Annotated in this window: 27 protein-coding genes and 1 tRNA gene; 15 read left to right on the forward strand and 13 right to left on the reverse strand. The window is 63.0% G+C overall.

The window, feature by feature from the left end:
• Positions 1-246: 246 nt before the first annotated feature.
• The 5 genes from aspS to Q9295_RS00325 all read left to right on the forward strand — a co-directional run bounded on the left by aspS (position 247) and on the right by Q9295_RS00325 (position 4,812).
• A complete protein-coding gene (gene aspS / locus Q9295_RS00305) occupies positions 247-2,025 on the forward strand; it encodes an aspartate--tRNA ligase (RefSeq protein ID WP_306678264.1) in 1,779 nt (592 codons plus the stop codon).
• Positions 2,025-2,492: a DUF1993 family protein gene (locus tag Q9295_RS00310; RefSeq protein ID WP_306678265.1), complete on the forward strand. Its 468-nt coding sequence runs from the start codon at positions 2,025-2,027 to the stop codon at positions 2,490-2,492. The genes aspS and Q9295_RS00310 overlap by 1 nt, the downstream gene beginning before the upstream one ends.
• A 98-nt stretch (positions 2,493-2,590) precedes the next feature.
• A complete protein-coding gene (locus Q9295_RS00315) occupies positions 2,591-3,307 on the forward strand; it encodes a GNAT family N-acetyltransferase (RefSeq protein ID WP_306678267.1) in 717 nt (238 codons plus the stop codon).
• Between the two features lie 225 nt (positions 3,308-3,532).
• Positions 3,533-4,111, forward strand: coding sequence for a nitroreductase family protein (locus Q9295_RS00320; protein WP_306678268.1), 579 nt, complete (start codon positions 3,533-3,535; stop codon positions 4,109-4,111).
• Positions 4,108-4,812, forward strand: a complete 705-nt coding sequence (locus tag Q9295_RS00325) for an EI24 domain-containing protein (RefSeq protein WP_306678270.1) — start codon at positions 4,108-4,110, stop codon at positions 4,810-4,812. Before Q9295_RS00320 ends, Q9295_RS00325 begins: the two co-directional genes overlap by 4 nt.
• A 62-nt stretch (positions 4,813-4,874) precedes the next feature.
• Here the strand turns inward: Q9295_RS00325 and Q9295_RS00330 are convergent, their stop codons facing one another.
• Positions 4,875-5,156, reverse strand: coding sequence for a DUF1467 family protein (locus Q9295_RS00330; RefSeq protein WP_306678271.1), 282 nt, complete (start codon positions 5,154-5,156; stop codon positions 4,875-4,877).
• The gene (gene mce / locus Q9295_RS00335) at positions 5,153-5,557 is read right to left on the reverse strand and encodes a methylmalonyl-CoA epimerase (protein WP_306678273.1); all 405 of its coding nucleotides are present in this window, start codon (positions 5,555-5,557) and stop codon (positions 5,153-5,155) included. The genes Q9295_RS00330 and mce overlap by 4 nt, the downstream gene beginning before the upstream one ends.
• A 147-nt stretch (positions 5,558-5,704) precedes the next feature.
• Here mce and Q9295_RS00340 point away from each other — a divergent pair, with 147 nt between their 5' ends.
• The gene (locus tag Q9295_RS00340; protein WP_306678275.1) at positions 5,705-6,430 is read left to right on the forward strand and encodes a response regulator; all 726 of its coding nucleotides are present in this window, start codon (positions 5,705-5,707) and stop codon (positions 6,428-6,430) included.
• Positions 6,431-6,462: 32 nt separating this feature from the next.
• Here Q9295_RS00340 and Q9295_RS00345 read toward each other — a convergent pair whose 3' ends face one another.
• Positions 6,463-6,723: a DUF167 domain-containing protein gene (locus tag Q9295_RS00345; RefSeq protein WP_306678277.1), complete on the reverse strand. Its 261-nt coding sequence runs from the start codon at positions 6,721-6,723 to the stop codon at positions 6,463-6,465.
• A 60-nt stretch (positions 6,724-6,783) separates the two neighbouring features.
• Here Q9295_RS00345 and Q9295_RS00350 point away from each other — a divergent pair, with 60 nt between their 5' ends.
• The 3 genes from Q9295_RS00350 (at position 6,784) to Q9295_RS00360 (ending at position 10,028) form a co-directional block, all read left to right on the forward strand.
• A complete protein-coding gene (locus Q9295_RS00350) occupies positions 6,784-7,887 on the forward strand; it encodes a histone deacetylase-like amidohydrolase (RefSeq protein WP_306678279.1) in 1,104 nt (367 codons plus the stop codon).
• A 247-nt stretch (positions 7,888-8,134) separates the two neighbouring features.
• On the forward strand, positions 8,135-9,496 hold the full coding sequence (gene rimO / locus Q9295_RS00355; protein WP_306678281.1) for a 30S ribosomal protein S12 methylthiotransferase RimO: 1,362 nt from the start codon (positions 8,135-8,137) through the stop codon (positions 9,494-9,496).
• A 157-nt stretch (positions 9,497-9,653) separates the two neighbouring features.
• A complete protein-coding gene (locus Q9295_RS00360) occupies positions 9,654-10,028 on the forward strand; it encodes a hypothetical protein (protein WP_306678283.1) in 375 nt (124 codons plus the stop codon).
• A 41-nt stretch (positions 10,029-10,069) separates the two neighbouring features.
• Here Q9295_RS00360 and Q9295_RS00365 read toward each other — a convergent pair whose 3' ends face one another.
• The 3 genes from Q9295_RS00365 to Q9295_RS00375 all read right to left on the reverse strand — a co-directional run bounded on the left by Q9295_RS00365 (position 10,070) and on the right by Q9295_RS00375 (position 11,578).
• Positions 10,070-10,432, reverse strand: a complete 363-nt coding sequence (locus tag Q9295_RS00365) for a YigZ family protein (protein ID WP_306678285.1) — start codon at positions 10,430-10,432, stop codon at positions 10,070-10,072.
• Positions 10,433-10,531: 99 nt separating this feature from the next.
• Complete coding sequence (locus Q9295_RS00370) at positions 10,532-10,783, reverse strand: DUF6455 family protein (protein WP_306678286.1); 252 nt, start codon at positions 10,781-10,783, stop codon at positions 10,532-10,534.
• Between the two features lie 102 nt (positions 10,784-10,885).
• Positions 10,886-11,578: a M48 family metallopeptidase gene (locus Q9295_RS00375; protein ID WP_306678288.1), complete on the reverse strand. Its 693-nt coding sequence runs from the start codon at positions 11,576-11,578 to the stop codon at positions 10,886-10,888.
• Between the two features lie 253 nt (positions 11,579-11,831).
• Between Q9295_RS00375 and Q9295_RS00380 the strand changes: the two genes are divergently transcribed.
• Positions 11,832-13,805: an AsmA family protein gene (locus tag Q9295_RS00380; protein WP_306678290.1), complete on the forward strand. Its 1,974-nt coding sequence runs from the start codon at positions 11,832-11,834 to the stop codon at positions 13,803-13,805.
• A gap of 89 nt (positions 13,806-13,894) precedes the next feature.
• On the opposite strand, the gene Q9295_RS00385 is transcribed toward Q9295_RS00380, so the two are convergent.
• Positions 13,895-14,530, reverse strand: coding sequence for a GcrA family cell cycle regulator (locus Q9295_RS00385; RefSeq protein WP_306678291.1), 636 nt, complete (start codon positions 14,528-14,530; stop codon positions 13,895-13,897).
• 498 nt (positions 14,531-15,028) lie between these two features.
• Between Q9295_RS00385 and Q9295_RS00390 the strand changes: the two genes are divergently transcribed.
• From Q9295_RS00390 to Q9295_RS00400, 3 genes are all read left to right on the forward strand, one after another.
• Positions 15,029-16,219 carry an aspartate aminotransferase family protein gene (locus Q9295_RS00390; RefSeq protein ID WP_306678293.1) on the forward strand — a complete coding sequence of 397 codons (1,191 nt, stop codon included), beginning with the start codon at positions 15,029-15,031 and terminating at the stop codon, positions 16,217-16,219.
• A gap of 65 nt (positions 16,220-16,284) precedes the next feature.
• Entirely contained in the window at positions 16,285-17,211 is a 927-nt protein-coding gene (argF, locus tag Q9295_RS00395; RefSeq protein ID WP_306678295.1) for an ornithine carbamoyltransferase, read from the forward strand.
• A 121-nt stretch (positions 17,212-17,332) separates the two neighbouring features.
• On the forward strand, positions 17,333-17,833 hold the full coding sequence (locus tag Q9295_RS00400; protein ID WP_306678297.1) for a DUF1993 domain-containing protein: 501 nt from the start codon (positions 17,333-17,335) through the stop codon (positions 17,831-17,833).
• A gap of 82 nt (positions 17,834-17,915) precedes the next feature.
• Here Q9295_RS00400 and Q9295_RS00405 read toward each other — a convergent pair whose 3' ends face one another.
• Both Q9295_RS00405 and rpmB read right to left on the reverse strand, forming a co-directional pair.
• Positions 17,916-19,109, reverse strand: coding sequence for an MFS transporter (locus Q9295_RS00405; protein WP_306678300.1), 1,194 nt, complete (start codon positions 19,107-19,109; stop codon positions 17,916-17,918).
• Between the two features lie 322 nt (positions 19,110-19,431).
• Positions 19,432-19,719, reverse strand: coding sequence for a 50S ribosomal protein L28 (gene rpmB, locus Q9295_RS00410; protein WP_306678301.1), 288 nt, complete (start codon positions 19,717-19,719; stop codon positions 19,432-19,434).
• A gap of 447 nt (positions 19,720-20,166) precedes the next feature.
• On the opposite strand from rpmB, the gene Q9295_RS00415 reads away from it, so the two are divergent.
• On the forward strand, positions 20,167-20,493 hold the full coding sequence (locus Q9295_RS00415; protein ID WP_373457395.1) for a hypothetical protein: 327 nt from the start codon (positions 20,167-20,169) through the stop codon (positions 20,491-20,493).
• Between the two features lie 37 nt (positions 20,494-20,530).
• On the opposite strand, the gene hrpB is transcribed toward Q9295_RS00415, so the two are convergent.
• On the reverse strand, positions 20,531-22,942 hold the full coding sequence (gene hrpB, locus Q9295_RS00420) for an ATP-dependent helicase HrpB (protein ID WP_306678303.1): 2,412 nt from the start codon (positions 22,940-22,942) through the stop codon (positions 20,531-20,533).
• A 185-nt stretch (positions 22,943-23,127) separates the two neighbouring features.
• Here hrpB and meaB point away from each other — a divergent pair, with 185 nt between their 5' ends.
• Positions 23,128-24,111 carry a methylmalonyl Co-A mutase-associated GTPase MeaB gene (meaB, locus tag Q9295_RS00425; RefSeq protein WP_306678305.1) on the forward strand — a complete coding sequence of 328 codons (984 nt, stop codon included), beginning with the start codon at positions 23,128-23,130 and terminating at the stop codon, positions 24,109-24,111.
• A gap of 33 nt (positions 24,112-24,144) precedes the next feature.
• Here meaB and Q9295_RS00430 read toward each other — a convergent pair.
• From Q9295_RS00430 to Q9295_RS00440, 3 genes are all read right to left on the reverse strand, one after another.
• Positions 24,145-24,221 (reverse strand) — tRNA-Arg (locus tag Q9295_RS00430).
• A gap of 13 nt (positions 24,222-24,234) precedes the next feature.
• A complete protein-coding gene (locus tag Q9295_RS00435) occupies positions 24,235-24,699 on the reverse strand; it encodes a GNAT family N-acetyltransferase (RefSeq protein ID WP_306678307.1) in 465 nt (154 codons plus the stop codon).
• Positions 24,699-25,010 (reverse strand): ETC complex I subunit, encoded by a 312-nt coding sequence (locus Q9295_RS00440; RefSeq protein WP_306678309.1) that lies wholly within the window; start codon positions 25,008-25,010, stop codon positions 24,699-24,701. Before Q9295_RS00440 ends, Q9295_RS00435 begins: the two co-directional genes overlap by 1 nt.
• Positions 25,011-25,018 lie beyond the last annotated feature (8 nt).

Here is a 25,018-nt window from a genome sequence, read left to right on the forward strand (position 1 = left end):
GGGGGCCAGCCCCCCGGACCCCCCGGAGTATTTCGGTCAAGATGAAAGGGCGACGGGGCGGGGGAGGCTGCCGCGCTTTTTCATCTTATCTTCGAGCGAACTTGCCGGATGAGTATTCATCTTGATCTAAAATACTCCCGCCGGAGGCGGCGACGCTGTGCCTAAGGGCAAGCTCGGGGTTGACTTGGGCGGCGGGGCGGAGTGTATCGGCGCGATGGAATTTTTGCCCTCGGAAGGGGATGTATGATGCACGCCTATCGCAGCCATACCTGTGCCGCGTTGAACAAGGATCATGTGGGCGAGACCGTCCGCTTGTCGGGCTGGGTCCACCGGGTGCGAGATCATGGTGGCGTGCTGTTCATCGATTTGCGCGACCATTACGGCATCACGCAGGTGCTGTGCGATGGCGACTCGGCGGCCTGTGCGGCGCTGGAGAAGGTGCGCTCGGAATGGGTGGTGCGGATTGATGGCCGGGTGAAGGCGCGCGATGCCTCGCTGGTGAACGCGAAGATCCCGACCGGTGAGATTGAGGTCTATGCGACCGAGATCGAAGTCTTGGGTGCCTCGGACGAGCTGCCTTTGCCGGTCTTTGGCGAGCTGGAATATCCCGAAGAAACCCGTCTGACCTATCGCTTCCTCGACCTGCGCCGCGAGACGATGCATCAGAACATGATGCTGCGCTCGAATGTGGTGCGCTGGCTGCGCAATGCGATGTGGGATCAGAATTTTACCGAATTCCAGACCCCGATTATCACGGCCTCCTCGCCCGAAGGCGCGCGCGACTTCCTCGTGCCATCGCGTCTGCATCCGGGCAAGTTCTATGCCCTGCCGCAAGCGCCGCAGCAGTTCAAGCAGCTGATCCAAGTGGCTGGTTTTGACCGCTATTTCCAGATCGCGCCCTGCTTCCGCGATGAAGATCCGCGCGCCGACCGCTCGCCCACCGATTTCTACCAGCTTGATATCGAGATGTCTTTCGTCACGCAGGAAGACGTTTTCGCCGCCGTCCAGCCGGTGATCCAAGGCCTCTTTGAGCATTTCGGCAAGGGCCGCAAAGTGGACAGCGAATGGCCGCTGATCGCCTATCGCGATGCGTTGAAATGGTATGGCTCGGACAAGCCCGACCTGCGCAACCCGATCAAAATGCAGGATGTTTCCGAACATTTCCGCGGCTCGGGCTTTGCGATCTTCGCCAATTTGCTGAACAACGAAGGCACTGAGGTCCGCGCGATCCCGGCGCCGACCGGTGGCAGCCGCAAATTTGCTGACCGGATGAACGCTTTCGCTCAGAAGGAAGGTCTTCCGGGCATGGGCTATATCTTCTGGCGCAAGGCCGAGGATGGCTCGATGGAAGCCGCTGGCCCGATCGCGAAAGCGATTGGCCCCGAGCGGACCGAGGCGATCCGGCTGCAACTGGGTCTGGATCTGGGCGATGCGGCCTTCTTCTTGGGCGGCAAGCCGGAAGTCTTTGAATCCGTTGCCGGTCGTGCCCGCAATGAGATTGGCCGTGAGCTGGGTCTGACCGAGACCGACAGCTTCCGCTTTGCTTGGATCGTCGACTTCCCGATGTATGAGAAGACCGACGAGGGCAAGATCGACTTCAGCCACAACCCCTTCTCGATGCCGCAGGGTGGCTTGGAGGCGCTGAATGGCGATCCGTTGAATGTCTACGCTTATCAGTATGATCTCGCGTGCAACGGCTATGAGCTGATCTCGGGTGGTATCCGGAACCATAAGCCGGAGATCATGTATAAGGCCTTTGAGCTGGCCGGCTATCCGAACTCGGAAGTCGATAAGCGCTTTGGCGGCATGGTGAAGGCGTTCAAATATGGCGCGCCGCCCCATGGTGGCTGTGCGGCGGGGATTGACCGGCTGGTCATGCTTTTGGCCGATACGACCAATATCCGCGAAGTCATCATGTTCCCGATGAACCAGCGCGCCGAGGATTTGCTGATGAATGCGCCCTCGGAGCCGACCTTGCAGCAGCTGCGCGAGCTGAACCTGCGGGTGGTGCCAAAGGAAAGCTGATGTATCAGGCTTCGGTGCCCGTCTTTCGCCATTATCTGTCGCGGATCAGTGACATAGTGGCGCTGGCGGGGCCGGATGCCTTGGATGCGCAAATCGCCGATACCTTCCCAGCCCGCAGCCAATTTGCCATTGCTGCGGGCTTTTCCATGCGGGTTTGCTGCCTTTTGGCGGGGCGGGATGCGGTGGATTTGCCCGAGAATTTGGGGCCTCGGCTGGCGGTGGCGCGGGCGACTTTGGGCTCGATGCGACCTGCGGAGTTTGAGGGTGCAGAGAGCCGGGTGATCACGCATCGGGCGGGATTCGCCGATGTCGAGCAGACCGGGGCGCAATATCTCTATCTTTATGGCCTGCCCAATTTCTTCTTTCATATGACCATGGGCTATGCGGCTTTGCGCAGTGCCGGGCTGGCTTTGGGGAAAGAGGATTTCGACGGGATCCATTCCTATCCGGCTGATTTCCGGTTCTGAAATTGGCGCTATCATTGCGCGGAACTGGCCTTGTCGGCGGCCTTGTGGGGCATCGCGCTGCGGCTTAGCCTTGCGCGACAGGGCAGGAGGATGCGGCGGTGAGGGACGAAGCGCGGTTGGGACGTGAGGTCCATGATTGGGCGGTGCCAGAGCGCCCCGGGCATGAGGCCTTGCAGGGCCGGGTGGTGCGGCTGGAGCCTTTGTCGGCGGATGCTCATGCCGCCGATCTGCACCGCGCTTTTGCCGGGCATGAGGCACTTTGGGACTATATGCCTTACGGGCCTTTCGTCTCGGCCGGGGCCTATCACCGCTGGGCGAAAGAGCGTGAAGCGGCGGAAGACCCTCGGTTTTTCGTGATGCGCGACCGGGTGAGCGGGCATTGCGGCGGGATTGCAAGCTATCTGCGGATCGCGCCGGAAGCGGGCTCGATCGAGGTCGGGCATATCTGCATCAGCCCGGAGATGCAGCGCGGTTTGGCGGCGACGGAAGCGATGTGGCTGATGATGGATTGGGCCTTTCGGGCCGGCTACCGGCGCTATGAGTGGAAGTGCAATGCCTTGAACATGGCCTCGCGCCGGGCGGCGCAGCGGCTCGGGTTCAGCTATGAGGGCGTCTTCCGCAACCATCTGGTGGTAAAGGGGCGCAACCGCGATACCGCTTGGTTTGCCATCACTTGCGAGGATTGGCCGGCTTTGTCAGAGGCCTTCCGGGTCTGGCTTGCGCCGAGCAATTTTGACGATCAGGGCCGCCAGCGCGAGCGTCTGTCGGATCTGACCAGCCTGGCGCGCTACGCGAGTGATCCGCTGCAAGGCTGATCCAGCGGCGCGGCCTTGCGCCCGCAAGCTTTTGAGCGCCTGCGGCGCAGGGCCTCTGGCGGGGAAATTTACGTTCTGTCAGAGCGGTTTTCATCTGTCCTTAAATATCCTCGGGGGGTCTGGGGGGCGAAGCGCCCCCAGCCTTGGGAAATTCTGGTGTGGGGTCTGGCGAAGCGGGTGCGGCGGGCCTAGGTTAGCGCCAGTGCAGCTTTTGCCGGAGTTTATATGCCCGCCCGTGATCCCGCAGCTTTTGCTTTCCTTTCCGCGCGCCGCTCGCGGCCAGCGAAACTTTTCGCGGGGCCGGTGCCGGACCGTACCGCCTTGGAAGAGATCCTGACCGCGGCTTTGCGGGTGCCGGATCATGGCAAGCTCGAGCCGTGGCGGCTTTTGGTGCTGGAAAAGCCAGCCTTCGCGCGGATCGCGGATCTGGCGGAGGCGCGGGCGGTCGAGCTGGGCGGTGATGCCGAGAAGATCGCCAAAGGGCGTGGGCAATATGACAAGGGTCAGCTTGCGGTGGTGGTGATCTTCTCGCCCAAAGCCTCGGACAAGATCCCGGTGGTTGAGCAGATGTATTCCGCCGGGGCCTTGTGCTTGGGACTGGTCAATGCCGCAACGGCGGCGGGCTGGGGCGCCAATTGGCTGACCGGCTGGCCGGCGCATGATGCGGCCTTTTGTGCCGCGGCCTTTGGCTGCATTGAGGGCGAGTCGGTGGCCGGGATCGTGCATATCGGCACGCCGGCGGCGGATGCGCCGGACCGGCCGCGGCCTGATTTGGCGCGCATTGCCACTTGGGTCAGCGCTTGATCTTAGGCGCTTTCTTCAAGGCCTTGGGCCAGATGGGCGACCGGCGCTTTCTGCTGGTGCTTTTGGCTGGGATCGCGGGGGCTTTTGCGCTTCTCTTCGGGGTCTATGCGCTGCTGGTTTGGGGGCTGCAAAGCCTGACCCCTGAGGCGATAAACCTGCCTTGGATCGGTGAAATCCAAAGCGTTCATAGCATCTTAGGCTGGGCCTCACTTTTGGTGATGCTGGGGCTTTCGATCTTTCTCATGGTGCCGGTGGCGGGGGCTTTCATCAGCCTTTTCACCGAAACCGTCGCCCGCGCGGTGGAGGCCAAGCATTACCCGATGCTGCCGCCCGCGCAGGGCGCGAGCTTTGGCGCATCAATGATTGAGACTGTCAATCTGCTGGGCCTCTTGCTGTTGGTTAACCTTTTGGCATTTCTTATACTTTTGCCACTCACCGGCCCGTTCTATCCGGTGATCTTCTGGGCGGTGAACGGGCTTTTGCTGGGGCGAGAGTTCTTCATGAGCGTGGCCATGCGCCGCTTGCCGAAAGCCGAGGCGGCGGCGATGCGTAAGAAGAATGCTGCGAGAATCTGGCTTGCCGGGACTTTGATGGCGGTGCCGCTTTCGGTGCCGGTGCTGAACCTTTTGGTGCCGGTTCTGGGGGTGGCGACGTTTACCCACCTTTTCCAAAGCCTTAGGTCGGCCCAGAACCAGATCTAAAGCGCAAAACTCTTGGCAAAAAAATGGGCCCCGCGCGAGGGGCCCATTGGGATTGGCGGGTCTTAGGACCGCTTGTGAATGTCGAGCCGGTCAAAAATGTCGATGTCGCGCAGGCTGATCCAGCCCGACATGATGACGCCCACGACCACCAGCCATGCAACAATCGTGATCAGAGTGGCGATCTTGACGCTGCGGCCCACATCCTCACGCGCGGGGGCGCCCGGAGGCGTGCCGGGCACGACGTGACCCTCTTCCGCTTGGGTTCTCGTGCGGATTTGCAGCACCAGATAGAAGATCAGGAACCACAGAACCGCGAAGACGACGATGGCGCCGGTGATGGTCATGCTTGCTCCAATTCGACAAGGCAACCGTTGAAATCTTTGGGATGCAGGAACAGCACCGGCTTGCCATGTGCCCCGATCTTCGGCTCATCCGAGCCCAAGATCCGCGCACCTTGTGCCTTAAGATGGTCGCGCGCGGCCAGAATGTCATCGACCTCATAGCAGATGTGATGAATGCCGCCCGAGGGGTTTTTCGCCAAGAACCCCGCGATGGGCGAGTTCTCCCCCAAAGGGTAGAGCAGTTCGATCTTGGTGTTTGGCAAAGTGATGAAGACCACGGTCACGCCGTGATCGGGCTCATCTTGCGGCGCGCCGACATCGGCCCCCAAAGTGTCGCGGTATTGCGCGATCGCGGCGGCAAGGTCGGGCACGGCGATGGCCACATGGTTCAGGCGTCCGATCATGACGGCTCCTTTCAGGGCGTTTGGCGCGGTTATGCTTGGGCTTTGGGCGCGTCGCAAGGGGCCAGCGCGTCGCAGGGGCGTTGTTAATCTTACGTTTAGATCTTTGGCGCTAGAGTGGCATTCTTGATGCTAGGAGGGAGAGCTGCGATGCCGCTGAACCTGCCCACGATTGCTCCGCAGCCCTTTGTGTTGGCGCCCCCCGTGCCGGGATTGGCCTTTGACCGGCTGCCCTTGCAGGGGATCACGCTTTTGGCGGTGGAAGACAGCCGCTTCGCCTCGGAAGCTTTGCGTCTTTTGAGCCAGCGGTCGGGGGCGCGGTTGCGACGGGCGGAAACTTTGGAACATGCGCAGGCGCATTTGCGGGTTTACCGGCCGGATGCGGTCTTGGTGGATCTGGGCCTGCCCGATGGCCGGGGGGAAGATCTGATCGGCGCTATGGCCTCTGAGAGGGAGCGGCCGGCGCTTTTGGCGATGAGCGGCGACCCGATGGGCGAGGCATTGGCGCTGGCCGCCGGGGCGGATGGGTTTTTGGAAAAGCCGATTGCTGGCTTGGCGGCCTTTCAACGCGCGATACTGGCGTTGCTGCCGGACCGCTGCAGCGTGCCTTTGCAGGAAGGCGAAGTGACGGTCGATCGCGCGGCGCTGCATGATGATTTGCAGCGCGCGGCCATCGCGATGGGCGCCGGGCCTGATGCGAAAGAGCGGCGCTATCTTGCCGGGTTCTTGTCCGGACTGGCGCAGCAGACAAAAGATGCGGATCTGTCGGCGGCAAGCCATGCCTTACACCGTTCGGCCGAAGGAGTGTTGGGGCTGGTGCGGATGCTTGACGACCGGCTGGCACAAAGCGCGCCATTTCGCCGACATGACGGATGAAAGGGGCGTTCCGGGTGGCAGGGCCTAAGGCGTTAATCCAGTTGGAAAACCTTGTCGCGTGAGGTGGCCCCCCGGATCAAGGTCAGCCGAGTTTTGGCCACCCCTAAAGCGCGGGCCAGAAGCGCTTGGGCCGCGGCGGTGGCGCGGCCATCCTCGGCCACCTCCGTTACAGAGATGCGAATGGGATCGCCCGTGGTGAGCCCGGCTTGCCGCGCATTGGGCGTGACCCGGATGGCGATGGTCGCCTGCGGCTGGGCGAGGGCGGTCAGATCGGGAAGGGAAGGGCGGGCCATAAGCTCTTTTTGACCTTGGCTTTGGGCCATGTCAAACCTTGTGCCAAAGGGAGAGACATGATGACGACCGCCTTTTACTGGGACGAGCGTTGCTTTTGGCACGGGGGCGGCAATTACGCGCTGACCCTGCCAGTGGGCGGCTTTGTTCAGCCGATGAACGCAGGCCTGCCCGAAAGCCCTGAAACCAAGCGGCGGCTGAAAAACCTTGCCGAAGTGTCAGGGCTTTGGGCGGAGATGCGGACAGGTTCGGCGCCGGGGGCGCGTTGGGAGGAATTGGCGCGTGTCCACCCTGAGAGCTATCTGACCCGGTTCAAATCTGCTTCAGATGCGGGGGGCGGCGAGCTGGGTCTGCGCACGCCTTTCAGTCCCGGAGGGTTTGAGATCGCCGCCCTTTCGGCCGGGCTGGCGGTTGAGGCCTTGCGGGCGGTGTTGAAAGGCGAGGTCGCCAATGCCTATGCCTTGTCGCGGCCTCCGGGACATCACTGTCTGCCCGATTGGCCGAATGGCTTTTGCCTGATGGCCAATATCGCCATCGCGATTGAGACCGCCCGCGCCGAAGGGCGCGCGGCACGGGTCGCGGTGGTCGATTGGGATGTCCATCATGGCAATGGCACCGAAGCGATTTTCCTGAACAACCCCGAGGTGCTGACGATCAGCCTGCACCAAGAGGCCAATTATCCTTTGGACACGGGCCAAGCGGATGTGCGTGGCGAGGGAGCTGCAAAAGGCAGCAATATCAATGTGCCGCTGCCGCCGGGGCTGGGACATAAGGGCTATATCGCCGCGATGGAGCGCATCGTTCTGCCAGCTTTGCACCGGTTCCAACCGGATGTGATCGTGGTTGCCTGCGGCTATGATGCCTCGGCCTTCGACCCGCTGGGGCGGATGCTGGCCACGACCGAGACGTTTCGGCAGATGACCGCGCAAGTGAAGGCGGCGGCGCAAGAGCTGTGCGCCGGGCGCTTGGTCTTGGTGCATGAAGGCGGCTATTCGGAGGTGCATGTCCCATTCTGCGGCCATGCGGTCTTGGAAGAGCTGACCGGCAGCGCGATCCGCGCGCCCGATCCGATGGCTCGCACCTTGGAGGCGCGGCAACCCAACGCGCGATTCGACGCTTTTGCCGAAGCTTGGATCGACGAACTCGCACTTTACTTCGACCGTTAGCCAAGGAGCCGGCTTCGCCCCCATCGAGGGGGCAAAGTCGGCGCTGCCGCGGAAGGGAGGCGCGAAGGCGCCTCCATGCCCCTTTCAGAATAAAAATATCCTCGGGGGTGTGGGGGTGAAACCCCCACCGGCACCCTCAGCCAGGCTGTGCAACATTTGCCAAGACCAAAGAACGCGGCGGTAGCCGCACAATTGGATCACGTCATCGCCCTTCCTGCGCGGGCGCGCATGGTTTATAGCACCGCCCATGTCGCAAAATCCGCCCATCATTCGCCCCGACCTTGCCCGTGCCCATGTCCCTGCCGATCAGCGGCGCGAGGGCCAGCCGACGATTGGCATGGTCAGTCTTGGCTGCCCGAAAGCCTTGGTCGATTCCGAGCGGATCCTGACCCGGCTCCGCGCTGAAGGCTATGCGATCAGCCCCGATTACAAGGGTGCCGATGCGGTGATCGTGAACACCTGCGGCTTCCTCGATTCCGCCCGCGCCGAGAGCCTTGAGGCGATTGGCGAGGCTTTGAATGAAAATGGCCGGGTTATTGTCACCGGCTGTTTGGGCGCTGAGCCCGAATATATCACCGGCGCGCATCCCAAAGTGATGGCGGTGACCGGTCCGCATCAATATGAATCCGTGCTTGATGCGGTGCATTTGGCGGTGCCGCCGTCGCCCGATCCCTTCATTGATCTTTTGCCCGCTTCGGGTGTTCGCCTGACGCCGCGGCATTTCAGCTATCTGAAAATCTCGGAAGGCTGTGATCATAAATGCAAATTCTGCATCATCCCCGATATGCGCGGCCGGCTGCAGTCGCGCCCGGCGAAAGCGGTGCTGCGGGAAGCGGAAAAGCTGGTCGAAGCGGGCGTGAAAGAGCTGCTCATCATCAGCCAAGACACCTCGGCTTACGGCACCGATTGGAAGGGGCGCGAGGAGAAATTCCCGATCCTGAGCCTTGCGCGTGACCTTGGCAGCCTTGGCGCTTGGGTTCGGATGCATTACGTCTATCCCTATCCGCATGTGCGCGAGCTGATCCCCGCGATGGCCGAGGGGCTGATCCTGCCCTATCTCGACATCCCCTTCCAACATGCGCATCAGGATGTCTTGAAGCGGATGGCGCGGCCCGCGGCCTCGGCTCGGACTTTGGATGAGATTGCGGCTTGGCGTCGCGATTGCCCGGAAATCGTGCTGCGCTCGACCTTCATCGTCGGCTATCCCGGTGAAACGGAAGAAGAATTCCAGACCCTTCTCGATTGGATGGATGAGGCGCAGCTCGAGCGTGTCGGCGCCTTCCGCTATGAGAATGTGAAGGGCGCGCGCTCGAACGACCTGCCGGATCATGTCCCGGAAGAGATGAAGGAAGAGCGTTACGCGCGCTTCATGGAGAAGGCGCAAGCGATCTCGGAAGCGAAATTGGCGGCAAAAGTCGGCCAGCGGCTTGAGGTGATCGTGGATGAGGTGGACGCCGAAGGCGCTACTTGCCGCACCAAAGCCGATGCACCGGAAATCGATGGCAATTTGTTCATCGATGAGGGTTTTGAGGGGCTGAAGCCCGGCGATATCGTCACCGTTGAGGTCGATGAGGCCGGGGAATATGACCTTTGGGGCAGCCGGGTTTAAATCTAAAATCCGTTGACCTTCGCCCCATGCGGGCGCTTTATTTAAAGTTGTAAGCCTTGCTCGCGACGCGCTTGGGTTGATTTTGCCCAAGCGCGCGCTTGATTTTGCATCCGGTTCATTTTGGCATTTTGCCGACATCATAACTTTGGAGCGAAATATGAATGTATCTTCGGCATTTCTGAAAATTGCGGCGCTTTATTTGCTCGTGGGCATGATGCTGGGCATCTATATGGGCGGCTCGGGCGACCATTCTTTGGTCTCGGTCCATGCTCATATTAACCTTTTGGGCTTCACGCTGATGGTGGTCTTTGGGCTTTTGTACCGGTTTATTCCGGGACTGGCAGAGGGCTGGATGGGCAAAACGCATTTCTGGCTGCACCAATTGGGGGCGCTGGTGTTGTTGATTGCGCTTTATTTGATGATGTCGGGCCGGTTGCCAGCCAGCACCGTCGGGCCCGTGCTGCCTTTGGCCGAAGGCGCGCTGATCATCGGCACGGCGATTTTCGCGGTTAACCTTTGGCGTCGGGTTTAGGTGCAGATCCCCCGCTCCAGCCCCGGTTGGAGCGGGTCGGGTTAGCCACCCGCCCGTTTGGCGTCGAGCAAAGCCCGCACGCAGGTCACGACATGGGCAAAGCGGTCGCCGCCGAGATGCACGCCGCCATACCAGCGGGTCACGACGATGACGTAATCGCGCAAACCCTCGCGCTCGAGCATCTTTAGGATCACCGCGCCAGCGCCGCTTTCGCCGTCATCATTCTTGATCGGGCCTTCGCTTTGGCAGAGCAGGGCCCAGCTGTTATGGGTGGCCTTGGCGAATTTCTTTTCGCGTTTCAAGGCTTTGATAAAGGCTTCGGCCCCGGCGCGGCCCTCGACAGGCCCCCCGGAGACGGCATAGCGCGAGCCGCGGTCGCGCAGAACATCGTCAATGCGGATCATGCCGTCTTCTGGCCCGCGCCTGCGATTTGGTCAAGCAAGACGGTTTGGTCAAGCAAGGCGGTTTGGTCAAGCAAGATGGGGCCTGAACGGCGAAAACACTCAGGGAGCAAGGGCCTCGAGGCCGGATTTGTTGGGGCAGTGACTGGGGATTTCGCCGGGTGCTGGGCTGGTACTGAGCCAGCGGTCGCAGGGCGCGTGGCAGGCGCAGCTTTCGCAGCGCGAGATGAAACAGGCCAGCTCTTGGCGCGACAGCCAGCCCTCGAGCACGGCTTGGCGCAGGTTCAAACCGGCCCGGCCCGCCATGACGCGGGTGAGGGGCCAAGCGCGGGGGCTTTCGGGGAAACCGAACATGGGGGCTCCTTGCAGAATTGGGCTAAGGCCAAGGCTGACAGGGGCAGGCGGCGCGGGCTTTGATGCAGATCAAGCAGTTACGGCTTTCTGAACGGGGGCGTCTTAGCTGCCGCTCGCACGGGCGACGACCTCAGCCACCACCGCTTTGCGGCGGGCATTGGGCGGATGGCTGTTGAGAAAACCTTGGCCCGGATCGGGCAGCCGGTCGAAAAACCGGGCGCCGATGATGGGATCATAGCCCGCCCGCAGCGCGATGGCACTGCCAAGCGCGTCGGCCTCAAGCTCAAACTCTTGCGCATAACGCATCGCACCGATGTCGGCGCCGATGGCTTGAGCTTGGAGGATTTCTTCGGGCGTCCAGCCGCCTTGCGCTGCCAAAACGCCGGCGAGCATCGCTCCGGCTTGGGCACTTTCCAGCCGCCGGGGGATGTGGCCCGCGATGTGATGGGCTGATTCGTGGCCCATGACGAAGGCCAGTTCATCCGCGTTGCGCGCCATTTTGATCAGCGAGAGGGTGAAGACCACATAGGGCCGGCCGCGTCCGTCCAGCGTTTGAAAGGCGTTGGGGGCTTGGCCGGGGCGGTCATCGACGGCGATCTGGATATCGCAATTCTTTGGGCCGCGGCGCAATTCTCGGCAAAAGGCCTCGGCAACCGGTTCAATCCGGGCTGCGACGGCAACAAAACGGGCCTCGGCGCTGTCGGGGCGGGGCGTGGGGAGCGGCTCCACTGGGCTTGCGCAGGCGGCAAGGCCGAGAAGGCTGAGGAGGGCGGCGAACGGGCGGAACACGGACATTCAAGACCAAGAAAATGCGCGAAGAGGGGAGCCTGGGCCGCTTTGTCGGCGCGATCGCGGCCTTAGGCTGGCTCAGCTTAACAGCTTCTGGAAGGCGCGTGGAAGCCCCGCTCACGCAAGCGTCAGTCCGGGTCATCGCAGTCATGTGATGCGGCGGTCTGCTGCGCTTGCTTGCCGAGACTCCGGCCCGGCTTTAGGATTTTTAACGATTTATAACGCTTCATAATTCATAAACCTAGAAAGTGGGGCGCCGATGCGGTGGCTGTTGCGGGCAGTTGGGGCTTTGGTGGTGCTGGCTGTGCTGGCGGTGGGGGTTTTACTGTTGATCCCCTCGGAACGGATTGCGCAGACGGCGGCAGCCGAATTTGAACGGCTGACCGGCCGCGCCTTGCAGATCGAAGGCAAAGTCTCGGCCCAGTTTTGGCCGGTCTTAGGCGTGACGACCGGGCCGGTGAGCATTGCCAATGCGGAGTGGTCCGAAGCTGGGCCGATGCTGCGTGCCGACAGTTTAACCATTGAATTCAATGCCTCGGCCTTGCTGGGAGGCGAGGTGAAAGTGCTGGGCCTGCGCGCCGAGCGGCCGCAGATCCTGCTTGAGCGGGCCAAGGATGGTCGCGAGAATTGGGTCTTTGGCGGCGGCGGTGCGGCAGGTGAGGTCAGCGCTGAGACGCCCGGAGTGGGGCGGTCCTACACTTTGGAAGAGGGGCTGATCCGCAACGGCACTTTGCGCTTCATTGACCATTCCACGGGCCGCGATGTGGCTTTGGATGCGGTGGATTTGCGGTTGGCGATCCCGGATTTTGCCGGGGCTTTCACCCTGACCGCCTCGGCGCTGTTGCAGGGCCATGCAGTCAGCTTGGCGGCTGAAGCGGGGGCGTTTTCCACTTTCACGGAAGGGCGCGTGGTGCCGGTGACGCTGTCGGCCAAGGTCGGCGGCTCTTCCTTGCGCTTTGAAGGGCGCGGCGGCTGGCAGCCGATGGCGGCCGAGGGGGCGTTGGTGGCAGATCTGTCGGATCTGGCCACTGTGGCGGCTTTGGCGGGCGCGGCGACGCCGGAACTGCCGCAAGGCTTGGGCAAGACCGGCATCGGCCTTGAGGGGCAGCTGACGCTGGATGGCAAGGGCGCGGCCTATCTGCGCTCGGCCACTTTGCGGGCCGATGGCAATGTGTTGACGGGGGATCTGGACCTTAAACCCGGCAAGGACCGGCCCAAGCTTTCGGCACAACTGGCGGCGCAAAGCCTGTCGCTGACCGGACTTGGCGGCGGGCAGGGCGGTGGCGCCAGCGGCGGCATGAAGGCCGAAGGCTGGCCGACCGAGAGGATCGATGTTTCGGGCCTTGGCATTGTTGATGCCGAACTGGCTTTGGTCGCTGGCGCGGTTGATCTGGGGCTGGTGAAGCTGGGCGAGACCCGTGTGGTGATGACCCTGGACCGATCCCGCGCCGTGTTCGATATTCGCAAATTATCGGCTTACGGTGGCGCGATCACGGGGGAATTTGTTGTAAATGGACGCGGCGGGCTCTCTGTCGGCGGCAAGCTCTCGCTGGCGGGGATGCAGATGCAGCCCTTGTTGATGGATGTCTCGGGCTGGGATCGGCTGATCGCGCAGGGCAATCTGACCTTCAATTTCCTTGGCGTCGGCAATTCGATGGATGAGATCATGGCGGGGCTGAAGGGCGATGGCGCTTTGTCGCTGGGGCAGGGTGAGCTGAAGGGGCTGGACATTGCCGGCATGTTGCAGCGGTTGGACGCAAGCTATGTGGGCGAGGGGCAGCGGACGATCTTTGACGGGATCGCCGCCAGTTTCACCATCGCAGACGGGGTCTTGTCGAACAGGGATTTGCAGCTGATTGCACCTTATGTCACCGCAACTGGCGCGGGTGAGGTCGATCTCGGCGCGCGGCGGCTGAGCTACCGGCTGCGACCGACGGCTTTGGCGGGCGCGGATGGTTCGGGCGGGGTGATGGTGCCTTTGGTGATCACCGGGCCGTGGTCGGATCTCAGCTTCCGGCTGGATCTGGAATCGATTGCGCGCGAGAAGATGGAGGCCGAGGCCAAAGAGGCGGAAGCCCGCGCCAAGGCCGCGCTGGAGGCCAAGCTGCGCGACGATTTCGGCGTTGAAGCGCTGGAAGGCGAGGGGCTGTCAGATGCCGCCCGCCGCCGCGCGCGCGAGGCTTTGGACAGTGAAGCGCGGCGGATGCTTGAGGGCATTTTGGGCGGCGATTAAGCCGCCCTTGAGGTGCAAATATCTGATCAAAAAGAAAAACCCGCGCAAGCATGGCTTGCGCGGGTTTTTCTCTTCGGTTTGGCGAGACCCTAGCGGCGACGGTCGCGACGCGCGCTCATCGGCTGGAAGGCGACGCCGACATGCGCCTCGCAATAGGGTTTGCCGGGCAAGCTCGGCAGGCCGCAGAACCAGAAATCATCCGTCGCCGGATCGCCGATCGGCCATTTGCAGGTGCGCTCGGTCAGCTCCATCAGGGTCAGCTTGCGGGCGCGCTTTTCCACCTCGCGCACCGAGGCCAGAGCTTCGGGCGAGATTTCATTCAAGCTTGGCTGCGGCGGCAGCGGCTGGCCCGCGATGATGATCGCCTTGCGCATCGGGATCGGCAAAGCCGTGACCGGAGGCACCGGATTGGCCGCCACAGGGGCGGGCGCGGGGCGTTCAACGGGCGCGCGCGGGGCGACCGGCTCGGGCTTCGGGGCCACCGGCTCGGCCTTCGGAGCAACAGGAGGCTCGACTCGTGGCGGGGCCGCAGCCGGAGCCGCTGCGGCGGGCGCCGCTTCGTCTTCTTCCTTGCCGCCGACGCGGTTCGACAGGCCCAGCCGGTGCACCTTGCCAATCACCGCATTGCGGGTCACGCCGCCCAGCTCTTTGGCAATCTGGCTGGCCGACTGGCCTTCGGCCCACATGCGCTTGAGCGTCTCGACGCGCTCGTCGGTCCAGGACATCTGTCTCTCCGCCTGTCTGAGGTTGGGGGCATCTTATCCTCTTGCCGAGGGGGGCCGCAAGGGCGGGTCGTGCCGCTAATTGCGCGCAAACGTCAGGTTCACCAAGAAATTCGGAGTTTAGCCGCCGATGGTCTGGCGGCCGCGGGCGGTGTTGGCCAGTGAAGGGCTTGTGAAAGAAGGCCGGGGAGGCTTGGCCCCCCGGCCGCGCCAGGGGATGTTTACGTTCTGCAAACCGCAAGAGTTGCGGCTTTTTCAGAGCCTACTGACCCCGCCCGAGGCATCTTACACCGGCAAGACGCGGAATCATCTTTTCCTGAAGGCGCGGTTGCGTTATGCGGGCGGCATGACCAGCGCGCCCTACATCGCCCTCTTCCGACGCCGATAATACGGCTGGTCCCCGTTTGCGCGGCTGATGAAGCCTGCAAACACCTCTTCCAGACATTGACAGATCAATTCGCCCGGGCCTACGCCTAGGGCTTCCGTCTTAAGGAATTCAAGATGATCGCTCCCGTCCTGCCAACCTATAACCGCGCGCCTTTGTCGTTTCAGACCGGGCAAGGCTGCTGGCTGACTGCAACGGATGGGCGACGTTTCCTCGATTTGGGCTCGGGCATCGCCGTCAACGCCTTGGGCCATGCCCCGCGTGAACTGGTGCAGGTCCTGACCGAGCAGGCACAGAAGCTCTGGCATGTCTCGAACATCTATACGATCCCCGAGCAAGAGCGGCTGGCCGCTTTGCTGGTCGAGCGCAGCTTTGCCGATACGGTGTTCTTCACAAATTCGGGTACCGAGACGGCGGAACTGGCGATCAAAATGGCGCGCCGCTTCCATTATGAGAAGGGCCAGCCCGAGCGGATCGAGATCCTGGCCTTTGAAGGCGCCTTCCACGGCCGCTCGACCGGGGCGATTGCGGCGGCGGGTTCCGAGAAAATGGTGAAGGGCTTCGGGCCTTTGATGCCGGGCTTCCGGCAATTGGCTTGGGGCGATATTGAGGCGGCAACGGCCGCGATCACCGAGCAAACCTGTGCGGTGATGATTGAGCCGGTGCAGGGCGAGGGCGGTATTCGCCCGGCGGGTGACGCGATGCTCAAAGCGCTGCGTGAACGCTGCGATGCCACCGGCACTTTGCTGATCTTCGATGAAGTTCAATGCGGTGTCGGCCGCACCGGCAAGCTTTTCGCGCAAGAATGGTCGGGCGTCGCTCCCGATATCATGATGGTCGCCAAGGGCATCGGCGGTGGCTTCCCGCTGGGCGCGGTCTTGGCCAAAGAGGCCGCAGCGGTTGGCATGGGCGCGGGCACGCATGGCTCCACCTATGGCGGCAACCCCCTCGGTTGCGCGGTGGGCGCCAAAGTGATCGAGATCATCTCGGCCCCCGCCTTCTTGGCCGAGGTCAACCGCAAGGCCGGTCTCTTCCGCCAAGGGCTTGAGGCACTGGTCGCAAGCCATCCCGATGTCCTTGAAGCCGTGCGGGGCGAGGGGCTGATGCTGGGGCTGAAGTGCAAGATCCCGAGCGGGGATCTTGTCGCGGCGGGCTATGACGCGGGCGTTCTCACGGTCGCGGCGGCGGATAATGTCTTGCGCCTTCTGCCCGCCCTTAACATCCCCGATGTGGATATTGCCGAGGCGCTCACCCGCCTTGATCTGGCCTGCAGTACGGCCGGCAAAGCCGCAAACGTTTCATCTTGATCCAAATACTCCACGGGGGTCCGGGGGTGTGAAACCCCCGGCTGCCGCTAGAAAAGCGAAACAACATGAACCACTTTCTTGATATCCACAAAACCGATGCCGCCCAGTTGCGCGGCATGATCGATGCCGCCCATGCCATGAAAGCCGCCCGCAAGGGCCGGCCGAAAGGCGCGCCGGATGATGACCAGCCGCTCAAGGGCCATATGGTCGCGCTGATCTTCGAAAAGCCCTCGACCCGCACTCGTGTGTCTTTTGACGTCGGCGTGCGCCAGTTGGGCGGCGAGACCATGGTGCTCTCGGGCAAGGAAATGCAGCTTGGGCATGGCGAGACCATTGCCGATACCGCCCGGGTGCTGTCGCGCTATGTTGACCTCATCATGATCCGCACCTTTGAGGAGGCCACGCTCCTTGAGATGGCCGAACATGCCACGGTGCCGGTGATCAACGGCCTGACCAACCGCACCCATCCCTGCCAGATCATGGCCGATGTGATGACCTATGAAGAGCATCGCGGTCCGATTGCCGGCAAGAAGGTGGTCTGGTGTGGCGATGGCAATAACGTCGCCGCAAGCTTCCTGCATGCGGCTGGGCAATTTGGCTTTGACTTCACCTTCACTGGCCCGGAAACCCTTGATCCGGAAGATAAGTTCATCCAGTTCGCGCGGGAAAAGGGCAGCAAGGTCACCATCCAGCGCGATCCTTTCACCGCCGTGGAAGGCGCTGATCTGGTGGTCACCGACACTTGGGTCTCGATGCATGACCCCGAGAGTGCCAAAGAGCGCCGCCACAACCAGCTGCGCCCCTATCAGGTGAATGAGCAGCTGATGAGCCGCGCCAAATCCGACGCATTGTTCATGCATTGCCTGCCCGCGCATCGCAATGATGAGGCGACCTCGGCGGTGATGGACGGCCCGCATTCGGTGATCTTCGATGAGGCTGAAAACCGCCTCCATGCGCAAAAAGCCGTGATGCGCTGGTGCCTTGGCGGCTGAGCGATCATAGAGCAAGGTAGCGGACGGCCAGCCTGCAAGGGGCTGGCCGTTTCCGTTTCACCCTTGCGCCTGCGGCCCATTGCGGCACGATAGCGCCGAGCCCATTTACCGGAGCATAAGCATGATGCACGCGCTTTCCGTCCTGACCTTTGATCGCTTCTTGGCGGGCCTCTCTGGCCTTCTGAGCAAGGCCGAGGCGCATTGTGAGGCGCGCAAGATCACCCCCGATGCCATCCTGCAATTTCGGCTTTTCCCCGATATGTTTCCGCTGACCGCGCAGGTGCAACTGGCTTGCGACTTTGCCGCGCGCGCCTCGGCACGGCTCGCCGGCATCACCCCGCGTAAATTCGAGGATACCGAGAGCAGCTTTGCCGAGCTGCAAGCCCGGATCGCGCTGGCACGCGACTATATCGCCAGCTTTGATCCTGCGCTTTACGAAGAAGCGGGGGAGCGGGTCGTCACCTTCCCCTCAGCCGGGCGTGAGATGCAAATGGCGGGGCGCGATTACCTGTCGCTTTATGCGGTGCCGCAGTTCTACTTCCACCTGACCACCGCCTATAACATCCTGCGCCACAACGGGATTGAGGTCGGCAAGGCCGATTTCATGGGGGTCGCGGCCTAAGGTGCCAAGCGGCGGTTGGACCGCCTTGGCCGGCCAAAGGGGGGCGGGGGGGGGCGGTCTTTCGCGCCCCTGCCTTTGAAGATCAAGCCAGCTTCTCGGCCTGCGGCCCGCTGACCTTTTGCAGCTCATCCGCGCGCGCAGCCCGGCCGGCATTGGCGGTGACAACCAAAAGCAAGAGCGCCAAGCCGGCATAGGTGGGCCGGTAGCCCAGATGCTCGGCAAGCCAGCCGATCGAGGAGGGCGCGATCAGGATGCCCGCGTAACCCACCATCGTCACAGTGGAAATTGCGGTGCCCGCAGCGTGGCCGGGATAGTTGCCCGCAGCTGAAAACATGATGGGCACCATATTGGCCACGCCCAACCCCGCCAGCACAAAGCCGAAAAGCGCCACATAGGGATGCGGGGCAGCAGCGGCAATCACCAGACCCGCCGCGCCCAACAGGCCCGAGATCTGCAAGGTCCGCACCGCGCCAAAACGGTTGCGCAGACCGTCTCCCATAAAGCGCATCACCGCCATCGCGCCCGAGAAGAAGGCAAAGCCAAGGCCAGCAGTGAAGGGGCTCGCCATGAGTTCTTTGCCCAAATAAAGCGCGGCCCAGTCGAGCACGGCCCCTTCGGGCACCATGCAAAACAGCGCCATGATGCCCAAGAGCCAAAGGCCGGTATCGCGCGGCAAAAGCGCACCGCGGGGCTGGGCTTGGCTGGTTTGCGGCTGCGGCGGCTCACCGCGCAGATGGGGCAATGCGGTGAGGATCATCACAGCTGCCAAGGCTGCGATGACCAAAGCTTGGGTTGTTGCGCCCGCTTGGGCAATGAGGAAGCTTCCCAAGGTGCCCCCGACAAAGCCGCCCAAGCTCCAAAATCCATGCGACGAGGACATGATCGCGCGGCCGAGCCTGCGCTCAACTTCCACAGCATTGGCGTTCATCGCCACATCCATTGAGCCGACGAAGCCGCCAAAGATCGCCATCGCCAAGGCCACGGTCCAAAGCGAAGGCGCAAGGACAACCAGCGGCAGCACAGGAATCACCGCCAGAGCAAACATCCGCAACACCGGCACCGAGCCATAGCGCCCGATCAGCCGTCCGGTGAACAGCATTGACGTCACCGCCCCCAATCCCAAGATCAAGATCAGCCCGCCGAGCAGGGTCTCGCCAATCTGGTGGCGCGGCAACAAAAGCGGGATCTGCGGCGCCCAAGCCCCCATCAATGCGCCATTGCTGGCAAACATCGCAGCCATCGCGATCCGGGCTTTCTTGGCGTCTTGCGGGGTCATCTGGGCCTCCTGAGGGTCAGCGAGGCATATCGCCCCCCTTGGTGAAGGGGAAGGGGAGGGCGCAGCCTATGGGAAAGCTGGCTCCGGACCTGTGGCATCTTATGCAGCGTGAAAGCGGCAAAGGTCGCGGCTTTGGCCGGACTGGGATGCCGCTGGCGGGGATAGATGAGTGCTGAAAGACAACCCCCTCTTTCAGAACAGAAATATCCTGTGGGGCCGGGGGCAAAGCCCGGTCTTTGACCCGGCCCGCTGGTCTTTGCGCATGCGAAAGGCCCCGCCGGGTCGCGACCGGCGGGGCCTTTACTTAAATCGCCTAGAAGGCTTAGGCCGCAGCCTGAGCTTTTTCGATCTCGCGCTTGATTTTCAGCGCAGCGGTCGACAGCTCTTCGTCTTTCGACTTGGCAAGGAAGGCGTCCAGACCACCGCGGTGGTCAACGGTGCGCAGAGCGGCAGCCGAGATGCGCAGCTGGAAAGCTTTGCCGAGCGTATCCGAGATCAGCGAGATCTCGTTGAGGTTCGGCAAGAACCGGCGACGGGTCTTGTTGTTGGCGTGGCTGATGGTGTTGCCGGACATCGGGCCTTTGCCCGTAAGTTCGCAGACGCGCGACATTCTGGTATTCCTTCGATTCGTCAAAACGGAAGAGAAACGGGGAATCCCGGCCCTCGAATTCGATTGCGGGCGTGTAAGTCGAAAGCGCGGTCTCGTCAAGCACGAAGCCAGCGACAGCCACCTGCAACCGGCTTGTCTGGGCAGGTGAATGCCACGAATCGGCGCTGGGTTCCAGCCCCTTGCCGGGGCAATTCTGGCCAGATCGCAGGGTAACATTTTGCGTGATCGGGTTTTGCGCTCGGGCAAGGAGGCAAAGTTAAAGCGCCGCATTGGCGCATTATCTTGTGGTTTGACGCAGATTCGCTGTCAAAGTTTTGCGCCTTTCGGCAAATGGCGGCCGAGCTGCGGCGCAGCATTGAAAGAATCGCTGATTTTTGTCAGAGTCAGACCCAGAAAAATGATCGCTGGCGCTTGAGGTTCTCCACGCCACCGGCAATGAGGCAGATGATGAAGAAATCGACGATGCGACTGGGCTTTGTTGCCCTTTCCCTTCCGCTTGTGCTTCCGCTTATGACCAGCTTTGCGCTGGCAGGGCCGGTCGAATCCGCCTGCGTTCGTTCGGATCGCGCCGGGGCGAGCCGGCCTTTGTGCGGCTGCATCCAACAAGTGGCGGATATGGTGCTGACCAATTCCGATCAGCGCCGCGCGGCTAAATTCTTCAAAGACCCCGATGCCGCCCATGCGGTTTGGGTCTCGCAACGCGCCGCAGATGACGCTTTCTGGGAGCGTTATAAGCAATTCGGCACGATGGCCGAGGCGTATTGCGCCGGCTAAGGCGCTGATTTCTCAAAACGAAACCTTGCGCGGCGCTTCAGGTGCCGCGCGGCTTGGCGCGCAAGGTGGGCTCGGCTTGGGTCGGGTCCTCTGGCCAAGGGTGACGCGGGTATTGGCCGCGCATATCCTTGCGCACATCGGCATAGGACTTGGCCCAAAAGCCCGGCAGATCCAGCGTGACCTGCACCGGGCGCTGACCGGGCGATAAAAGCGTCACACGCAGCGGCATCTGATGCGCACCAACCGCCGGGTGGCGGGTGACGCCGAACATTTCTTGCAAGCGAATCTCAATGCCGGGTTGATCCCCGTCGTAATCAATCGGCACGGCGCGGCCCAAGGGCGTGACGAAGCTGGCAGGCGCCAGCCGGTCCAGCGTGGCTTGCTGGTCCCAGCTGAGAAGCGCCTTCAGCGCCGGGGTCAGGTCAAGGCTGCGCAGATCGGCCTCGGTGCGGGCCTTGGTCAGATAGGGCAGGAGCCAAGCCTCGGCCGAGGCAAGGAGCGCCTCATCGCTGACCTCGGGCCAGCTGTCGTCGCGCGCCAAAGCAATGCGGGCGCGCAGACGCCGGGCCGAGGCGGTCCAGCTTAGGCCGATCTGGCGCAACCCATCGAGCGCGGCGGTGGCCAGCGCCTCCTCGGGCGCTTGCGGCCAAGGGCGGTCGTCAAGGATCAGGGCGCCAAAGCTCTCTTGCCGACGCGCGGCGACTTTACCTTCGCGTCGGCTCCAAGAGACCGCCTCTTGCCACTGAATTTGCGTCGAAAAGAGCGCGCGGAATTCATCTTCCGGCAAAGCGATCGCTTGGCGGATGCTGGCCTCACGCGGGTCTCCGTCGAGATCGCTGGCCACGATCAGCCGCGCTGCGGCAAGGCTGCTGCCAGCGGGCAGAACCGCGCCTTTGCCGCCTGAGAGCAGGTAACGCGGCGCATCGCCCTTGCGCCGCAGGCCGATGCGATCAGGATAGGCGAGGGCCACCTGTTGGGCCGGGCTTAGCCCCTGGATCTCGGCCTGCGGGGCAAGCCGCGCGAGACGTTTCGCCTCAAGCCGGATGCGATCGAGCGTGGGGCGGTGCGCCTCGGCCGGAGGGCGATCAAGGGCCTTGAGCCGCAAGAGAAGGTCAGGGCCCGCGCCGCGCAGAGGGTCGCGCTCTTCCAGCAGAGCCGCCAGCGGGGCGGCGGCTGGGCCGGCGACGGTCAACATATGGCCGATTCGCGGATGCAAAGGCAGGGCGGCGAGTTTGCGGCCATGTGCGGTGATCCGTCCAAGCTGCAGCGCACCCAGATCGGTGAGCAGAGCCTTGGCCTCGGCCAATGGGGCGGCGGGGGGCGGGGTCAAGAAGGGCAACGCCTCTGAGCCCCATTGCGCCAGTTCCAGCGCCAAGGGGGCGAGATCGGCAGCCGCAATCTCGGGCGGGGGGAAGGCGGCGAGTGCGCCCTCTTCGCCCTTGCTCCAAAGCCGGTAGCAAATGCCCTCGGCCACCCGGCCAGCGCGGCCGCGGCGCTGCTCGGCCTCGGCCTTGGTGACGCGCTCGGTCACGAGCCGCGACATGCCCGAGGCGGGGTCAAAGCGCGCGCGGCGGGCGCGGCCCCCGTCGACCACGATGCGAATGTCGGGCAGGGTGAGAGAGGTTTCGGCGATCGAGGTGGCCAGCACGATCTTGCGCCCTTCGGCCGGGGCAAGCGCGGCGCGTTGGGCGGCGAAATCCATCGCGCCAAAGAGCGGGCGGATGCTGCAGCCGGGAAGGCCGCTGAGCATCGCTTCGACGCGGCGGATCTCACCTTCGCCGGGAAGGAAGGCGAGAAGGCCGCCTTGTGCTGTTTCATCAATGGCTTGCCGGATCAGCCCCGCTATGGCCGCTTCAAAGCGCAAGCTTGGGTCGGTTGGGCGGGGCAGCCAGCGCGTCTCGACGGGGAAGGCGCGGCCTTCGGCGGTCAGGATCGGCGCATCGCCCATCAGCGCGGCCACCGGGGCGGCGTCGAGGGTTGCGGACATCACCAAAAGTGCGAGATCGGGGCGCAGGGCGCTGCGGATCTCAAGCGCGAGGGCAAGGCCGAGATCCGCTTGCAGCGAACGTTCGTGGAATTCGTCAAAGATCACGCAAGAGACGCCGGGAAGTTCGGCATCCGATTGGATCATCCGGGTGAGGATGCCCTCGGTGACCACCTCGATCCGGGTTTGGCTTGAGGTTTTGGCATCGCCACGGATCCGGTACCCAACGGTCTGGCCGACGCTTTCTCCCAAAGCCTCTGCCATCCGCTCGGCCGAGGCGCGCGCCGCAAGCCGCCGAGGTTCCAACATTAAGATGCGGTCCGGATAAAGCCCTGATGCGAGCAGGTCGAGCGGCACGAGGGTGGTTTTGCCCGCGCCCGGAGGGGCCTGCAGCACGGCAAGGCCGCGCTCTCGCAGGGCGGCACGCAAGGCGGGGAGGATCTGGGTGACCGGAAGCTGGACCATGCGGTCTTATGGCAAGCCAAAGCGCGTGATGCCAGACGGCGTGATCCAAAGGCGCGGCTGCCGCCGCAGGTTTTTGAAGCCGCCTTATGCGCGAAAGGGCGCATAAGGCGGCGGCGGCCTCTGGCGGCCGGTTGTCAAAGCATTAGGTGCTGGCACTTTGGCACCGGCTCGGGCAGGAATGTCGGATGAACAGGTCAAATCAGATAACCGCTGAGGCCATTCGGTCCGGCGACCGGCGCGCCTTGGCGCGGGCGATCACATTGGTCGAAAGCGCGCGCAGCGATCATCGCGCGGCGGCTTTGGCGCTGCTGAGCGGCCTTGGCCGTGACCGCGAAGCCTTGCGCATTGGGCTCTCGGGGACGCCGGGGGTGGGGAAATCCACCTTCATCGAAGCTTTCGGGATGATGCTGGTGGAGGCCGGGCTGCGGGTGGCGGTGCTGGCGGTTGATCCTTCCTCGGCCCGCTCGGGCGGTTCGATTTTGGGCGATAAGACCCGGATGGAGCGGCTTTCGCGGCATCCTTTGGCTTTCATCCGCCCCTCACCCAGCCAAGCGCAGATGGGCGGTGTGGCCCGGCGCAGCCGTGAGGCGGTGGCCTTGTGTGAGGCGGCGGGTTTCGATGTGATCTTGATCGAGACCGTCGGGGTTGGTCAGTCCGAGACGATGGTTGCAGGGCTCTGCGATCTTTTCATCTTGCTGATGGCACCGGCGGGCGGGGATGAGCTGCAAGGCGTGAAGCGCGGGATTATGGAGATTGCGGACCTTATTTTGGTGAATAAGGCCGATGGAGCCCTGCGCGAGACCGCGACGCGGACGCAGGCCGATTATGCCGGAGCTTTGCGGCTGTTGCGCCGCCGCCCTCAGGATCCTGAGGGGTTCCCAAAGGCGCTTTGTGTCAGTGCGGCCACCGGAGATGGGTTGGATCTGGCGTGGGTTGAGATGCAGGCTTTGGCCGACTGGCGACAAGCCGAGGGGCATTGGGCCGCGCGCCGCGCCGAGCAAGCGCAAGAGGCCTTCGTCGAAGAGGTGCGCCAAGGGCTGTTGGCGGTTTTGACGCACGAGCCCGCACGCGGCCTGATGGCGCGTTTTGGCGAAGAGGTCTTGTCAGGCCAGAGCAGCGCTGAAGCGGCCGCCGCTGAGATGTTGCGGTTGCTGGGGCGTGGCCCTTAGCGCAAGGGGCGCTGGTATGATGTGAAAGAGAAGTGGCGATCCCGGGAGGACTCGAACCCCCGACCCGCTGCTTAGAAGGCAGCTGCTCTATCCAGCTGAGCTACGGGACCAGTAAGCTGGCTTTTAAACCAGCGCGCGCGTCATGAAAACCGAATTCGGATCAGGGCCATAGCCTTCAAACGGCCCGCAGGTGCTGAAGCCAGCCCGCTCATAAAGGGCGCGGGCGGCGATGAAGGTGGGTTGAATGCCGGTCTCAAGCGAGAGGCGGGTGTAGCCCTCGGCCTTGGCGGCGTTAACCAAATGTTCAAGTATTTGGCGCGACAATCCACGACCGCGAGATTCGGCCAAGACATGCATCGACTTCAGCTCAGCATGCTCGGCATTGATGCGTTTAAGTGCCCCCATCGCCGAGGGCTTGCCCGCCTCACGCAGCACGAAAAGGCGGACGCCTTCGCGCGCCAAGGCCCCGCGATCCATCATATGGATCGATTCCGGCGGCGTGTCGGCGTGCATATCAGCGGTATGGCGCGCAAAAAGCAGCTCAAGATCTTCGGTGAGCGGGCTTTCTTCGGCGATACGCTGCGTCATCAATGCGTCCAAGCGCCCCGGCGATCGGTGGCGAAATTCTCGCCATAACCACGCGGGCGAATATTGGCTTTGCGCGGCTGCGGCTCGATCACCGTCGCCTCGATCCCTTTCGAGGCGGCATAGGCCAAAGCCTCTTCCCGGCTGTCAAAGCGCAGGCGAACTTGGGTTTGCGTGTCGCTGGTCGAAGTCCAGCCCATCAGCGGATCAACCTCACGCGCAGAGGCCGGCGCATATTCCAGCACCCAAAACTGGGTCTTGGCGGTGCCGGACTGCATTGCCGTGCGGGCGGGCTGATAGATACGGGCGCGCATGGAAACCT

Origin of the sequence: Pseudogemmobacter lacusdianii (assembly GCF_030848395.1) — a bacterium.
Classification (GTDB): domain Bacteria; phylum Pseudomonadota; class Alphaproteobacteria; order Rhodobacterales; family Rhodobacteraceae; genus Pseudogemmobacter; species Pseudogemmobacter lacusdianii.

Excerpts from the sequence above, each read along its gene's own strand:
- argF (WP_306678295.1), top strand. The coding sequence starts at position 16,285 with ATGAACCACTTTCTTGATATCCACAAAACCGATGCCGCCCAGTTGCGC.
- Q9295_RS00390 (WP_306678293.1), top strand. The coding sequence starts at position 15,029 with ATGATCGCTCCCGTCCTGCCAACCTATAACCGCGCGCCTTTGTCGTTT.
- Q9295_RS00365 (WP_306678285.1), bottom strand. The coding sequence starts at position 10,432 with ATGATCCGCATTGACGATGTTCTGCGCGACCGCGGCTCGCGCTATGCC.
- Q9295_RS00360 (WP_306678283.1), top strand. The coding sequence starts at position 9,654 with ATGAATGTATCTTCGGCATTTCTGAAAATTGCGGCGCTTTATTTGCTC.
- Q9295_RS00415 (WP_373457395.1), top strand. The coding sequence starts at position 20,167 with ATGAAGAAATCGACGATGCGACTGGGCTTTGTTGCCCTTTCCCTTCCG.
- rpmB (WP_306678301.1), bottom strand. The coding sequence starts at position 19,719 with ATGTCGCGCGTCTGCGAACTTACGGGCAAAGGCCCGATGTCCGGCAAC.
- Q9295_RS00385 (WP_306678291.1), bottom strand. The coding sequence starts at position 14,530 with ATGTCCTGGACCGACGAGCGCGTCGAGACGCTCAAGCGCATGTGGGCC.
- Q9295_RS00400 (WP_306678297.1), top strand. The coding sequence starts at position 17,333 with ATGATGCACGCGCTTTCCGTCCTGACCTTTGATCGCTTCTTGGCGGGC.
- Q9295_RS00435 (WP_306678307.1), bottom strand. The coding sequence starts at position 24,699 with ATGACGCAGCGTATCGCCGAAGAAAGCCCGCTCACCGAAGATCTTGAG.
- aspS (WP_306678264.1), top strand. The coding sequence starts at position 247 with ATGCACGCCTATCGCAGCCATACCTGTGCCGCGTTGAACAAGGATCAT.
- Q9295_RS00330 (WP_306678271.1), bottom strand. The coding sequence starts at position 5,156 with ATGACCATCACCGGCGCCATCGTCGTCTTCGCGGTTCTGTGGTTCCTG.
- Q9295_RS00405 (WP_306678300.1), bottom strand. The coding sequence starts at position 19,109 with ATGACCCCGCAAGACGCCAAGAAAGCCCGGATCGCGATGGCTGCGATG.
- Q9295_RS00380 (WP_306678290.1), top strand. The coding sequence starts at position 11,832 with ATGCGGTGGCTGTTGCGGGCAGTTGGGGCTTTGGTGGTGCTGGCTGTG.
- Q9295_RS00350 (WP_306678279.1), top strand. The coding sequence starts at position 6,784 with ATGACGACCGCCTTTTACTGGGACGAGCGTTGCTTTTGGCACGGGGGC.
- mce (WP_306678273.1), bottom strand. The coding sequence starts at position 5,557 with ATGATCGGACGCCTGAACCATGTGGCCATCGCCGTGCCCGACCTTGCC.
- Q9295_RS00340 (WP_306678275.1), top strand. The coding sequence starts at position 5,705 with ATGCCGCTGAACCTGCCCACGATTGCTCCGCAGCCCTTTGTGTTGGCG.
- Q9295_RS00370 (WP_306678286.1), bottom strand. The coding sequence starts at position 10,783 with ATGTTCGGTTTCCCCGAAAGCCCCCGCGCTTGGCCCCTCACCCGCGTC.
- Q9295_RS00310 (WP_306678265.1), top strand. The coding sequence starts at position 2,025 with ATGTATCAGGCTTCGGTGCCCGTCTTTCGCCATTATCTGTCGCGGATC.
- Q9295_RS00320 (WP_306678268.1), top strand. The coding sequence starts at position 3,533 with ATGCCCGCCCGTGATCCCGCAGCTTTTGCTTTCCTTTCCGCGCGCCGC.
- meaB (WP_306678305.1), top strand. The coding sequence starts at position 23,128 with ATGAACAGGTCAAATCAGATAACCGCTGAGGCCATTCGGTCCGGCGAC.
- rimO (WP_306678281.1), top strand. The coding sequence starts at position 8,135 with ATGTCGCAAAATCCGCCCATCATTCGCCCCGACCTTGCCCGTGCCCAT.
- Q9295_RS00375 (WP_306678288.1), bottom strand. The coding sequence starts at position 11,578 with ATGTCCGTGTTCCGCCCGTTCGCCGCCCTCCTCAGCCTTCTCGGCCTT.
- hrpB (WP_306678303.1), bottom strand. The coding sequence starts at position 22,942 with ATGGTCCAGCTTCCGGTCACCCAGATCCTCCCCGCCTTGCGTGCCGCC.
- Q9295_RS00440 (WP_306678309.1), bottom strand. The coding sequence starts at position 25,010 with ATGCGCGCCCGTATCTATCAGCCCGCCCGCACGGCAATGCAGTCCGGC.
- Q9295_RS00345 (WP_306678277.1), bottom strand. The coding sequence starts at position 6,723 with ATGGCCCGCCCTTCCCTTCCCGATCTGACCGCCCTCGCCCAGCCGCAG.